General features: G+C 70.5%; 11 protein-coding genes. 6 read left to right on the top strand and 5 right to left on the bottom strand.

The genetic code is table 11. The annotated features are described in order from the left end of the window. Positions 1–4 precede the first annotated feature (4 nt). From OIE49_RS25165 to OIE49_RS25155, 3 genes are all read left to right on the top strand, one after another. Complete coding sequence (locus tag OIE49_RS25165; protein ID WP_100572183.1) at positions 5–418, top strand: roadblock/LC7 domain-containing protein; 414 nt, start codon at positions 5–7, stop codon at positions 416–418. A 96-nt stretch (positions 419–514) separates the two neighbouring features. Then, the gene (locus OIE49_RS25160) at positions 515–1,087 is read left to right on the top strand and encodes a DUF742 domain-containing protein (RefSeq protein ID WP_326804252.1); all 573 of its coding nucleotides are present in this window, start codon (positions 515–517) and stop codon (positions 1,085–1,087) included. Next, positions 1,068–1,649, top strand: a complete 582-nt coding sequence (locus OIE49_RS25155; protein WP_100572095.1) for a GTP-binding protein — start codon at positions 1,068–1,070, stop codon at positions 1,647–1,649. The genes OIE49_RS25160 and OIE49_RS25155 overlap by 20 nt, the downstream gene beginning before the upstream one ends. 147 nt (positions 1,650–1,796) lie before the next feature. On the opposite strand, the gene OIE49_RS25150 is transcribed toward OIE49_RS25155, so the two are convergent. From OIE49_RS25150 to OIE49_RS25140, 3 genes are all read right to left on the bottom strand, one after another. Then, positions 1,797–1,994 carry an acyl-CoA carboxylase epsilon subunit gene (locus tag OIE49_RS25150; protein ID WP_100572096.1) on the bottom strand — a complete coding sequence of 66 codons (198 nt, stop codon included), beginning with the start codon at positions 1,992–1,994 and terminating at the stop codon, positions 1,797–1,799. 57 nt (positions 1,995–2,051) lie between these two features. Further along, positions 2,052–3,635 (bottom strand): acyl-CoA carboxylase subunit beta, encoded by a 1,584-nt coding sequence (locus tag OIE49_RS25145; RefSeq protein WP_100572097.1) that lies wholly within the window; start codon positions 3,633–3,635, stop codon positions 2,052–2,054. 274 nt (positions 3,636–3,909) lie between these two features. After that, positions 3,910–4,434, bottom strand: coding sequence for a hypothetical protein (locus tag OIE49_RS25140; protein WP_100572098.1), 525 nt, complete (start codon positions 4,432–4,434; stop codon positions 3,910–3,912). Between the two features lie 269 nt (positions 4,435–4,703). Between OIE49_RS25140 and OIE49_RS25135 the strand changes: the two genes are divergently transcribed. After that, positions 4,704–5,315: a YceI family protein gene (locus OIE49_RS25135; RefSeq protein ID WP_100572099.1), complete on the top strand. Its 612-nt coding sequence runs from the start codon at positions 4,704–4,706 to the stop codon at positions 5,313–5,315. A gap of 7 nt (positions 5,316–5,322) precedes the next feature. Here OIE49_RS25135 and OIE49_RS25130 read toward each other — a convergent pair whose 3' ends face one another. Together OIE49_RS25130 and OIE49_RS25125 are read right to left on the bottom strand one after the other, a co-directional pair. Then, positions 5,323–6,672 carry a hypothetical protein gene (locus OIE49_RS25130; protein ID WP_401790191.1) on the bottom strand — a complete coding sequence of 450 codons (1,350 nt, stop codon included), beginning with the start codon at positions 6,670–6,672 and terminating at the stop codon, positions 5,323–5,325. A 228-nt stretch (positions 6,673–6,900) separates the two neighbouring features. Further along, positions 6,901–9,918, bottom strand: coding sequence for a glycoside hydrolase family 3 protein (locus OIE49_RS25125; RefSeq protein WP_326804250.1), 3,018 nt, complete (start codon positions 9,916–9,918; stop codon positions 6,901–6,903). Positions 9,919–10,175: 257 nt separating this feature from the next. On the opposite strand from OIE49_RS25125, the gene OIE49_RS25120 reads away from it, so the two are divergent. Both OIE49_RS25120 and OIE49_RS25115 read left to right on the top strand, forming a co-directional pair. Next, positions 10,176–12,056 (top strand): ricin-type beta-trefoil lectin domain protein, encoded by a 1,881-nt coding sequence (locus tag OIE49_RS25120; RefSeq protein ID WP_326804249.1) that lies wholly within the window; start codon positions 10,176–10,178, stop codon positions 12,054–12,056. Between the two features lie 133 nt (positions 12,057–12,189). Then, positions 12,190–12,795, top strand: a complete 606-nt coding sequence (locus OIE49_RS25115) for a GPP34 family phosphoprotein (RefSeq protein ID WP_326804248.1) — start codon at positions 12,190–12,192, stop codon at positions 12,793–12,795. Positions 12,796–12,798 lie beyond the last annotated feature (3 nt).

Genomic DNA, 12,798 nt, shown 5'->3' with positions numbered 1-12,798 from the left:
CCCGATGAGCCAGGCGGCACAGAACCTGAACTGGTTGATCACCAACTTCGTGGACAACACCCCTGGGGTGTCCCACACCGTGGTGGTCTCCGCCGACGGACTCCTTCTGGCGATGTCCGAAGGCTTCCCCCGCGACCGCGCCGACCAGCTCGCGGCCGTTGCCTCCGGTCTGACCTCGCTGACCGCCGGTGCCTCGCGCATCTTCGAGGGCGGCAGCGTGAACCAGACGGTTGTGGAGATGGAGCGGGGATTCATGTTCATCATGTCCATCTCCGACGGTTCGTCGCTCGCGGTTCTCGCACACCCCGATGCGGACATCGGCCTCGTCGGGTACGAGATGGCCCTTCTGGTGGACCGCGCGGGCACTGTCCTGACGCCGGATCTCCGGGCGGAACTCCAGGGGAGCCTTCTCAACTAACAGACAGACGGTGCTTTTTGGCGTCCCGGGGCCGTAAGGTTTCGGGACGCGGCTCCCACCCCGTGGGGGCCCGGCACAGTCGGAGGAGGAGAGAACGTGGCAACACTCCCAGGCGGTTCGTCTTCGGGCAACTGGTCGTACGGCCCCGCACAGGGCGCGGGCGACGGTTCGGCGAACCGGTACGGTTTTCCCTCCACCCCCCACCACCGGCAGCCATACACGCCGCAGGGCCCTGGTCCGTCTCCGTACGACCAGCCGTCCGCGCCGCGTATCCAGCCGGTGCAGCCGCAGCCACGCACCCCTGAACCGGCGCCCGCGGGGGCGTCGAACAACCCCCTGGTGCGCCCGTACGCCATGACGGGCGGCCGCACCAGGCCGCGGTACCAGCTCGCCATAGAGGCACTGGTGCACACCACCGCGCAGCCGCACCAGATGCAGGGCCAGTTGCCCGAACATCAGCGGATCTGCCATCTGTGCCGCGAGATCAAATCGGTGGCCGAGGTCTCGGCCCTGCTTTCGATCCCTCTCGGCGTGGCCAGGATCCTCGTCGCCGACTTGGCGGAGGCGGGCCTGGTCGCCATCCATCAGCCCGGCGGCGACGAGAACGCCGGTGGCCAGCCAGACGTGACACTGCTCGAAAGGGTGCTCAGTGGACTTCGCAAGCTCTAGCGGCGGTCCTTCCCGCTCCACCACCTCAGCGAAGATCGTGGTGGCGGGCGGCTTCGGCGTGGGCAAAACCACGTTCGTCGGCGCCGTCTCGGAGATCAACCCGCTGCGCACGGAGGCCGTGATGACGTCCGCTTCGGCGGGCATCGACGACCTCACCCACACCGGGGACAAGACCACCACCACGGTGGCCATGGACTTCGGCCGCATCACACTCGACCAGGACCTGATCCTCTACCTGTTCGGCACCCCCGGCCAGGACCGCTTCTGGTTCATGTGGGACGACCTCGTCCGCGGCGCCATCGGCGCCATCGTCCTCGTCGACACCCGCAGGCTCGCCGACTGCTTCCCCGCCGTCGACTACTTCGAGAACAGCGGACTGCCCTTCGTCATCGCCCTCAACGGCTTCGACGGACAGCAGCCCTACAACCCCGACGAAGTCCGCGAAGCCCTCCAGATCGGCCCCGACGCCCCCATCATCACCACCGACGCCCGCCACCGCGCCGACGCCAAATCCGCCCTCATCACCCTGGTGGAACACGCCCTCATGGCCCGGCTCCGCTAGCACTCGGGACGAACGAGCAGGCGGCCCTCCCGCAAGGGAAGGGCCGCCTGCTTTCTGCCCGGCGGGCACGAGGACGACGGAAGAGGGCCCCTCCCACTGGGAGGGGCCCTCTTCCGTCATACGCGGCCAGTCCGGCCGGCGGTCTGCCTAGCCGTGCCAGCTGTGCGGGGCGCGGAAGCCGTTCTCGCGCTCCAGGCGGCGCCAGCCGGCCTTGGGGCGGCCGCGGTGGGCCGGGGTCGTGTCGGCGGGGCGAGCCGCGGCGCGGGCCAGGAGGAGGGCCGTGATGGCGGCCACTTCCTCGGGCTCGGCGTGGCCCTTCTCTACGCGGATGTCAACGTGGTCCATGGGTGTCAGTCTCCGTGGCTGAGGGGTCCGCGGGGTGGCCGCGGCACGTCCGCTGGGTTACTGCGGGGGGTTGCCGTGCTTGCGGGAGGGCAGGTCGGCGTGCTTGGAGTGCAGCATCGCCAGGGACTTGGCCAGGACCTCGCGGGTTTCCGCCGGGTCGATGACGTCGTCGACCAGGCCGCGCTCGGCGGCGTAGTAGGGGTGCATCAGCTCGGCCTTGTACTCCTTGACCATCTTCTGCCGCATGGCCTCGGGGTCCTCGGCCCCGGCGATCTGGCGGCGGAAGATGACGTTGGCCGCGCCCTCGGCGCCCATCACGGCGATCTCGTTCGTCGGCCAGGCGTAGGTGAGGTCGGCGCCGATCGACTGGCTGTCCATGACGATGTAGGCACCTCCGTACGCCTTGCGCAGGATCAGCGAGATCCTCGGCACGGTGGCGTTGCAGTAGGCGTAGAGCAGCTTGGCGCCGTGCCGGATGATTCCACCGTGCTCCTGGTCGACGCCGGGCAGGAAGCCGGGTACGTCCAGAAGAGTGACGATCGGGATGTTGAAGGCGTCGCACATCTGTACGAAGCGCGCGGCCTTCTCGCTGGCCTCGATGTCCAGGACACCGGCCAGGACCTGCGGCTGGTTGGCGATGATGCCGACGACCTGGCCGTCCAGGCGGGCCATCGCGCAGATGATGTTCCGCGCCCAGCGCTCGTGGATCTCCAGGTACTCGCCGTCGTCGACGATCTCCTCGATGACCTTGGTCATGTCGTAGGGCCGGTTGCCGTCGGCCGGGACCAGGTCGAGCAGGACGTCGGAGCGGCGGTCGACCGGGTCGGCCGACTCCGCCCGCGGCGGGTTCTCCCGGTTGTTCTGCGGGAGCAGGGACAGGAGGTAGCGCACCTCGGCGATGCACGTCTCCTCGTCGTCGTAGGCGAAGTGGCACACACCGGAGGTCTCGGCATGCACGTCCGCGCCGCCCAGGCCGTTCTGGGTGATCTCCTCGCCGGTGACCGCCTTGACCACGTCCGGGCCGGTGATGAACATCTGCGAGGTCTCGCGGACCATGAACACGAAGTCCGTGAGCGCCGGGCTGTAGGCGGCGCCGCCGGCGCACGGGCCCAGCATCACGCTGATCTGCGGGATGACCCCGGACGCCTTGGTGTTGCGCTGGAAGATGCCGCCGTAGCCGGCGAGGGCGGAGACGCCCTCCTGGATGCGGGCGCCGGCGCCGTCGTTGAGGGAGACCAGCGGGGCACCGGCCGCGATGGCCATGTCCATGATCTTGTGGATCTTCGTGGCGTGGGCCTCGCCCAGCGCGCCGCCGAAGATGCGGAAGTCGTGGGCGTAGACGAAGACCGTCCTGCCCTCCACCGTGCCCCAGCCGGTGATGACACCGTCGGTGTACGGCTTCTTGGCCTCGAGGCCGAATCCGCTCGCCCGGTGCCGGCGCAGCTGCTCGACCTCCTGGAAGGAGCCCGGGTCCAGGAGCAGTTCGATCCGCTCCCGCGCGGTCAGCTTGCCCTTGGCGTGCTGTGCCGCGGTCGCCTTCTCGCTGGGGCCCGCCACCGCCTGCGCACGGATCCCGTGCAGTTCGGCGACCCGGCCGCGCGCGTCCGCCGGCTCACCCGTCGTCTCTTCCAAAACGGTCATGTAGCGACCTTACGAAGGACACCTGGGAAAGCGGGCCGTTGACTCCGTACAGTCTCCGACCCGTTTTCCTGGTGCCACTGAACAGAACCTTGGCGGCTTGCAGCCCTTCCAACTGCTCAGAGGGCTTCCGCGTTGTGGAGATGTCACAAAGTCAGGACGTGCGAGCCTGCTCACATTCGGATGCGGCACATGCCCTCACTGGAGTGACGCGCAGACCCGGACGGCGGCGGCTCACACAGAGCGTAGCCGCCGTCCGGGGTAGGGCGGCGCCGGGTCAGCAGCCGCCGCAGTTGTAGTACAGGACGTCCCAGTGGTTGCCCTCGTCGGCGTAGATGTTGCCGGAGCCCGACTGGTACTGGGGGGCGCCGTCGCCGCGCAGGCCGATGTAGGCGAAGTAGTTCTTGATGTAGTTGGTCACGCAGGTGTTCTTGCCGTAGTCGAGCTTGTAGCCGTTCCAGTGGGAGTAGGTGCCGGAGGCGTGGCCGGTCTCCGTGCCGCCGGTGATGTTGAGGGCGCAGCCGCTGGCCTTCTTGAGGGTCTGCGCCCCCTTCGCGGTGTCCAGGTTGAGCTGGTCGAAGGACGTACAGGTGGAGACGTTGCGGTCGGAGCAGTTGCCGGAGGAGGACCAGGTGACGCCCACGTCGCGGAACATCTGAGTGGCGGTGGCGTGGCTGATCTTGGTGGCGGCGGAGGCCTCGGTGGCCGTGCCGATGACCGCGACACCGGGGGCGACGACGAGGGCGAGAGCGGTGACCGCGGCGCGGGCCTTGGTGAGCTTGCCGACCTTCGTGATCTTCATGGGGGAACCTTCCTGCTGTCGGCCGTGCGTCCTGTGGGGCGGCTGTGCAGGTGGTGCAGGTGGTGCAGGGAGATAGTGCCCGAGGTCTACGCGCGTCCGCCAGAGGGCGTAAGCGATTACTGTCCGCCATCCCGCGAACACGTACCGGATGATGTTGAAAGTCGAACGGAATAGGTCTACGGTCGTAACCGTTCACCTCGTTGAATCTTCAACTTACTGGGCGCTCCGCCTCGGCACCGAGCGAACCCACCGTCCCTAAGGAGCACCTCATGGGCATCTTCGGCCGCAAGAACGTCACCACCGGCACCACCAGCGCCGCCCCCGCCGCCGTGAACCCGGCTCTGGCCGCGCTCACCGGCGAGTACACGATCGACCCGTCGCACTCCACGCTCGGCTTCGTCGCGCGGCACGCCATGGTCACGAACGTCAAGGGCAAGTTCAACGACTTCACCGGTGCCCTGCACCTGGACGGCACCGACCCGGCCGCCTCGACCGCGTCCATCGACGTCAGGATGGACAGCATCGACACGGGCTCCGCGGACCGCGACGGCCACCTGAAGAGCGCGGACTTCTTCAGGACCGAGGAGTTCCCGCAGATGACCTTCCGCTCCACCAAGGCGGAGGCCCTGGGCGGCGACGACTACCGCATCACCGGTGACCTGACCATCCTCGGTGTCACCAAGCCGCTCACCATCGACCTCGAGTTCAACGGCGCCGCGAAGGACCCGTTCGGCAACGAGCGCGTCGGCTTCGAGGGCAAGGCCGAGATCCTGCGCTCGGAGTGGGGCCTGACCTGGAACGCGGCCCTGGAGACCGGCGGTGTCCTGGTGTCCGACAAGATCAAGCTGAGCTTCGACATCTCGGCCGTCAAGAACGCCTGAGCCGGGCTCAGAACCCGCCCCCGAAGTCACCGCCTCCCCCACCGAAGTCGCCCCCGCCGCCGAAGTCGCCTCCCCCGCCGTCGCCGAAGCCACCGCTGAAGTCACCGGGGTCGAAGTCCGCGCCCGACAGGTCGCCGCCCTGGGGGCCGCCGTACGCGCCGAAGTCGCCGTAGCCGGTGCCGTAGTCGGCCGCGTACGACGGGGTGGCCATCATGCTGCCGAGCAGCGTGCCGACCAGAAGGCCGGGCAGGAGGCCGCCGCCGAAGTAGCCGCCCGCCCAGGGGCCGTACGCGGGGCCGGCGTCCCAGTAGGGGCGGCGGCCCCATTCGGTGTCGACCTCGCGCACACGCGGGTCGCGCCCGTCGGCCAGGCGGGCCTGGTCGGCCGCACACACCGGGACCTCGCGGGGTGAGCCGCCCGGGGGCGTCCAGGTGGCGTCGGTGACCGACGGGCCGTGGCGCGGGTCGAAGAAGCAGGGCGGACGGCGCTCGGGCAGCGGACGGCCCTCGCGGCGCGCGGCGAGCTGGGCGAGCGAGAACCGCCCGTCCTCCAGGGCCTGGGTCACCGCCCGCACATCCTCCGGCCTGTCGGCGGCGGCCATGTACTGCTTGGCCTGTTCGTAGGCGTCCAGCGCACGCTCGTAGTCGGCGCGCATGGCGTCGTCCGCGCCGGCCTCCGCCGGATGGAAGTCGAGGCGGTCCAGCTCCTCACCGAAGGCGGTGATGTCCTCGTCGACCACGACCCGCAGCTTCTCCAGCGCGGCCCGCTGCTCCGCCTCCCGGCGACTCCTGCCGCGCCTGACCAGGGCGTACGCTCCCACGCCGCCCGCCACCAGGACCGCGGCGGCGGTGATCAGCGCCGTGTTCGGGACCGTGCCGCGGTGCCCGGTGTCACCCCAGGTGCGGGGCGCCGAGCCGCCCATGCCGGCCAGGGCACGGTCGGTGAAGTCGGTGAGCTGGGTCCTGGCGCTCTCCCCCTGGACGCTGGTGACCAGGTTGCCCACGGCCGTGCGCGACAGCACCGAGGAGTCGGCGCGGGCGTCGAACCTGTCGCCGAGGCGGACGGCGTAGGCGCCGGTGATGCCGGTGGCCGTGCGCAGCTCGGTGAACAGGTTCCGCGTCGGGTAGTCCGCCGGCAGTACCGCGATGAACAGGGGTTTTCCGGCGTCCTTGATCCGCCGGGTGAGCGCGGCGGCGTCGGCGCGCGAGAGCTGTGCGGACGCGGCCGGATCGACGTAGACCGGACTCCTGCGGAGCGCCTGGGCGATCGCGGAGACACTGGTCACCGCCGCGACCCGCGGCACACCGCCCGGCAGCGCGACCGCGTCGGGCCGGACGTTCACGACCGGGGCCGCCATGGGCACGGCGGCAGCGGGCGTCGTCCTCGCGCTCGTCGGGACCTCCGCCGCGACGGAGGCCGGGGCCGCGACCATCACGGCGGCCGCGAGGGCGAGAAGAGGGCGGAGAAGGGCTCGGGTCGGGGCGGCGGCCTTCATGCTTCGAAGTTACCGGAATACGGACAAACCGGCCGTCGTGAGCAAAGGGGGCGTCCCGCGCAGCCGCGCGGGACGCCCCCTGCTTTCGACTCACGCGGCCGAGTAGGCCTTCGTGAGCTGATCCACCGCCGCTCCGTACCGTCCCGTCAGCAGCAGATGATCCGCGTCGGCGAAGGGCTTCGCCATCGCCGCGCTCATCCGCCCGTCCGCCTTCTGCTGAACGATCAGCCGGGCCTTGGTGACCAGCTCGCGGCCCACCGTGTCGGCGCCCACCCGCTCGGCCGCCCGCGCCGCCAGGCCCAGCGCCTTGAGCGTCGCCGTGCCGCCCGCCGGGACGCCGCTGAGCGTGGTCAGGCCCCAGCCGTACGGGAACTGCGGGTCGTACGCCGTGTCGCCCACGTTGATCGGGAGCTGCTCCTGCGACTTCGGCCAGGTCACCGGGAGCTGCCCGGTGAAGGGCCGGGTGCCGTAGAGCACGTCGGCCACGCCGTCGCCCTCGGTTCCCGGCAGCCAGGAGGCGACGAGGGCATCGATCTTCCCGAGCCGGTCGCCGATGAGCTGCGGACGCCCGGAGACGACCAGCACCGCGCACTTCATGGCCCCGCACACCTTGTCCACGGCGGCCCGGTCGGCGGCCGAGAGCTGGAGGTCGTGGCCGTTGCCGACGTCGCCCACGCCCTCGGCGTACGGGGTCTCGCCGACGACGACCACCCCCACGTCGTGACCGGACGTGGGCGCCGAGGCGTCCTTGGAGTAGGTGACGTTCCCGCTCGCCTTGCGCATGGCCTGGAGGATCGTCGTGCCCTGGGTGTGGGTGCCGGACTCGCCCTGCCAGGTGATGGTCCAGCCACCGGTCTGGTTGCCGAGGTCGTCGGCGTTGGACCCGGCCACGTAGACCTTGGCCTTCTTCTTCAGCGGCAGCAGGCCGCCCTTGTTCTTCAGCAGCACCTGGGACTCGGCGGCTGCCTGCCGGGCGACGGCGCGGTGGTCGGCGGAGCCGATCCGGGAGGCGCCGGCGGTGTCGGAGTAGGGGTGCTCGAACAGGCCCAGCTCGAACTTCTTGGTGAGGATCCGGGAGACCGCGTCGTCGATCCGCTCGACGCTGATCCGGCCCGCCTTCACCTCGGCGACCAGGTTCGCCCGGAAGGCCTGGTACGCGTACGGCACCATGATCATGTCCAGGCCGGCGTTGACCGACGTGCGGACCTGCGTGGCGGCGTCGCCGGGGAGCTGGTCGATGGCGGCCCAGTCGCTGATGACGAAGCCGTCGAAGCCCATGCGGTCCTTGAGCACGCCGTTGATCATGTCGCCGCGGGCGTGCATCTTCACCGGGCCCTGCCCGTCACCGGCGATGTCCAGCGAGGAGTACGACGGCATGACCGAGCCGATGCCCCGGGCCACGGCCGTCCGGTACGGCGCCAGGTGGATGTCCTCCAACTGCTGCCGGGTGACCTTGGTGACGCCCTGGTCGATCGGGTAGGAGCCGGTGGTGGAGGAGCCGTACAGGGTGCCGCCGTCGCCGACGAAGTGCTTGGCGGTGGCCAGCACCTTGTCACCGCGGCTCAGGTCACGCCCGTCAGCGCGTCCCTGAAGGCCCTGGATGACGGTCTCCATGGAGTCCACCAGCGCCGGGTCCTCGCCGAAGGACTCGTAGGAGCGGCCCCAGCGTTCGTCGCGGGTGACGCACAGGCAGGGCGCGAAGTCCCACTGGATCCCGGTGGCGCGGACCTCGCTCGCCGTCACCGCGCCGGTCTTCTCGGCCAGCCGGGGGTCGCGGGAGGCGCCGATGCCGATGTTGTGCGGCATGACCGTGGCACCGGCCAGGTTGTTGTGCCCGTGCACCGCGTCCACCCCGTAGATCAGCGGGATCTGGAAGCGGGTGGCCCGGGTGCGCAGCTGGAAGTCGTCGATCATCTTCGCCCAGGCCTGCGGCGTGTTGGGCGTCGGGGTCGAGCCGCCGCCGGACAGCAGGGAGCCGAGGTCGTAGGCGGCGATGTCGCCAGGCGCGGTCATCGCCCCGCGCTCGGCCTGGGTCATCTGCCCGGCCTTCTCCTCCAGGGACATCCGGGAGATCAGGTCCGCGACCCGCTTGCGCACCGACAGCTTGCTGTCGAGGTACGGCAGTCCGTGCGCGTCGACGACGATCTGCGGGTTCTCGGCGGGGGCCTTGGCGCCGGTGACGGCGAGCTGCAGCGGGATCGTCCCGGCGCCCTTCGCGGCCTTGGCCTTGAGGGTGGCGACCTTCAGGGTGCGGGAGGTGCCGGAGGCGGTGCCCGCGGGGAAGGTGAGGGTGCCGGAGGCCGGGGTGTAGTCCTTGCCGGACTCGGCGGTGCCGGTGCCGGTGCGGTAGGCGACCGTCACCGGCTCGTCGAGCGGGGCGGAGCCGGTGGTGGCGACAGTGACCTTCACCGCCGCCGTGCCGCCCGCGGTGACCGGGTAGACCGGGGCGTCGGTGGTGACGGAGGCGCGCGCCGACTGGTCGGCCCTGCCGTACAACTGCACGTCGTCCATGGCGAACCGGCCCTTGACGCCGGTCGGCAGGGTGACGGCGTACCCCCACATCGCGGTGAGGCCGAGGACGTGGTCGATGCCGCCGACCGGCTGGTAGTCCGTGCGATAGGTGAAGTCACCGAAGGGCAGCTCGATCTGCTTCCAGCCGGTGAAGTCGTCGGTGAAGGAGGTCGTCCACAGCTCGGACGCCTCGCCGTGCGCACCGCCGTCCTTGATCTCGAAGGCGATCTTCCTGCCGTTGTTCTGGCCCTCCCACCAGAACCGGATGCCCTGGTGGGCGGACCAGTCGTGGGCCGGCAGGGCGGCCGCGAAGTCGTGGGTGAAGCCGCCGTAGCCGCTGATGTCGTACGTACCGGAGAGGACCTTGGCGCCCTCGGGCGCGTCGGAGCGGTCGGCGAACTGCAGCGTGGGCGGATCGTCGCTGTCGCCGCCCCAGGTGAAGATGCCCTCCGCGGGCTGTGCGGCGAAGGGCACCTCGCCCTCGAAGCGGTCGATGGACACGGGGGCGGGCCCCGGGTCGCCGGCCGCGTGTGCCGACGTCAGCGGGATCAGCGCGGCGAGCAGGCCGGCGGAGACGAGCAGGGCGGTTCTTCGCATGGACGGACCTTCCCTCGGCTCTGGGAATTCCCCAGGCTCATGATTCACTCACGACTTAGATCACGGCTTGAGTGAACTAGTGTCCTGCCACTGTCGTCAAGACTTCACGCCGGACTGCGGGGATAGCCAACTCACGGCCGGATCAAGGGGGTTGTCGCTTCGGCTCCTGAACGCGCACCCTCTTGACTCGGCCCCGAAGCCGTCATTTACTCACCGCTCGCACGCCCCATCCCCCACCTCACGAAGGGCGGCACCCGATGCACCCCTTTCTCGACAGACGCGGTCGCGCGCTGCGGCTGCTGCTCGCCGGACTGCTGTCCACGGCGGGCCTGACGGCCCTGGGCGCCCCGGCCGCGCACGCGGCGGGCGAGCCCGTCACCGCCTGGCTGACCACGACCGACGACTCCGACGGGCGGCACGTGGTCCGCGGCCTCGAACCGCAGACGCCGTTCGCCTTCCAGTCCGGCACCGGAGGCGGCGGTGAGAACATCACCGTCGACGAGAACACCCGCTACCAGACCTTCACCGGCGGCGGGGCCTCCTTCACCGACACCGCGGCCTGGCTGATGAACAGCAGCGGCGCGCTGTCGCAGTCGACCCGGGACGCGACCATGCGGAAGCTGTTCTCGCCCGCGGACGGGATCGGGCTCTCCTTCCTGCGCAACCCGATGGGCGCCTCCGACCTGGCGCGCAACGGCTACACCTACGACGACGTGCCGGCCGGGCAGAGCGACCCGTCGCTCACGAAGTTCTCCATCGCCCACGATCTGGCCGACGTGGTGCCGCTGACCCGGCAGGCGCTCCAGCTCAACCCGGCGCTCACGGTGATGGCCTCGCCCTGGACCGCGCCCGCCTGGATGAAGGACAGCGGGCAGCTCAACGGCGGCTGGCTGAAGGCGGAGGACTACGGGGCGTACGCCACGTACTTCGTGAAGTACCTCCAGGCCTACCGGGACCAGGGCATCCCGGTGTCCTACGTAACCGTCCAGAACGAGCCCACCTGCTGCTCCGGCTACCCCTCGATGAGCTGGAACGCCAGTGGGCTCGCCTACTTCACCAAGAGCGAGCTGCTGCCCAAGCTCCAGTCCGCGGGCCTGTCCACCAAGGTGCTGGCGCACGACTGGAACTGGGACACCTACGACTCCTACGCCGCCCAGACGGTGGACGACGCGGCCGTCCGCTCGCACCCGAACTTCGGCGGCATCGCCTGGCACGGTTACGGCGGCAACGTCGCCATGCAGACCACCGTGCACAACCGGTACCCGCAGCTGGACGCCTTCGGCACCGAGCACTCGGGCGGCGCCTGGATCGGCCACCAGCAGCGCGAGGACATGCTCAACATCGTCGACTACACCCGGAACTGGGCGAAGTCGGTGACCAAGTGGTCGCTGGCGGTGGACCAGAAGGGGGGCCCGCACAACGGCGGTTGCGGCACCTGCAGCGGGCTGATCACCGTGCAGAACGGCGAGGGACGGTCGGGACAGGTCGACTACACGGTCGAGTACTACGACATGGGGCACCTGACGAAGTTCGTACGGCCGGGTGCGCAGCGGATCGCGTCCACCGCATCCTCGGCGGTGCCGAACGTCGCCTGGCGCAACCCGGACGGCGGCAAGGCCCTGATCGCCTACAACGACGCCACCACCGCGAAGACCGTCACCGTCAACTGGGGCTCACAGCACGCCACCTACTCGCTGCCGGGCCGGACCTCGGCGACCTTCACCTGGTCCGGGACGCAGTCGGGCGGCGGCAGCAAGTCGGGCGCGTTCGTCGGGCTCGCGGGCAGGTGCCTGGACGTGGCGGGCGGTTCGTCGGCGAACGGCACGGCGGTGCAGCTCTACGACTGCAACTCCAGCACGGCCCAGCAGTGGACGGTCCAGCCGGACGGGTCGGTACGGGCGCTGGGCAAGTGCCTCGACGTGACGTCGGCGTCGACCGCCAACGGGGCGAAGGTGCAGCTCTACGACTGCAACGGCACCAAGGCCCAGCAGTGGTCGTACAACGCCTCGACCGGTGACGTGGTGAACCTCGCCGCGGACAAGTGCCTGGACGTGACCGACAACTCCTCGGCCAACGGGGCCCGCGCGCAGATCTGGTCGTGCACCGGAGCGGCCAACCAGAAGTGGCGGTTGCAGTAGTGCCGCCCGGCCGGCCGGAATCCCCTCCGGCCGGCCGGACACCGGTCGCGGCACCGGGCCGGCGGCCCGGTGCGGACGTATGGTCGAGGGTGTTCCCGTGCCCGACATGACCACCCCGACCAGGAGCGCCGGCATGACCACACCTCGGGACCTGTTGTTGATCAGCATGGACGTGCCGTCCGAGCGCCCCGTCGAGCAGGGCGATCTGTCGCTCGCGCTGGCGGGCGCCGAACTGGCCGACCTGCTCGCCGCCGGGGCCGCCGGGCTGGACGGCGACCGCATCGTGCCGCTCCCCCGGCGTGACACCGGGGACCCCTTGCTGGACCGGGCGGCGGCGTCGCTGAAGGAGCGGCCGCCGCACGAGTCCGTCGAGGACTGGCTGTGGCGCCGCGGCGAGGGCCTGGCCGTGGCCTACATCGACGCCCTGGACGCGGAGGGGCAGCTCACCGGTCCGCGGCACCGCTGGATGCCCGCGCGCGGCGACCGGAAGACGCCCGCCGACACACCGGCGCGGCACGCGGCGGCCGAGCGCTGGGCCTCCCGCGACCCGGTCATCGCCGGACTCGCGGCCGCCGTGGGCATCGAGGCGAAATCGGGCGCCCCGCTCACCGCGCCGGACGACGACGCCCTGGTCACCGTTCTGGCCACCGTCAACGACGCGGTGACGGAGCTGGAGGCCGTGCGGCAGCGGCGGCGCATCGAGAACGCGGCCTTCGACAACATCTGGCGCGCTCCCTGAGGA

It is taken from the genome of Streptomyces sp. NBC_01788 (assembly GCF_035917575.1).
GTDB lineage: Bacteria > Actinomycetota > Actinomycetes > Streptomycetales > Streptomycetaceae > Streptomyces.
The sequence above is the reverse complement of the archived record's forward strand: the minus strand, read 5'-3'. Positions and strand labels throughout refer to the sequence as shown.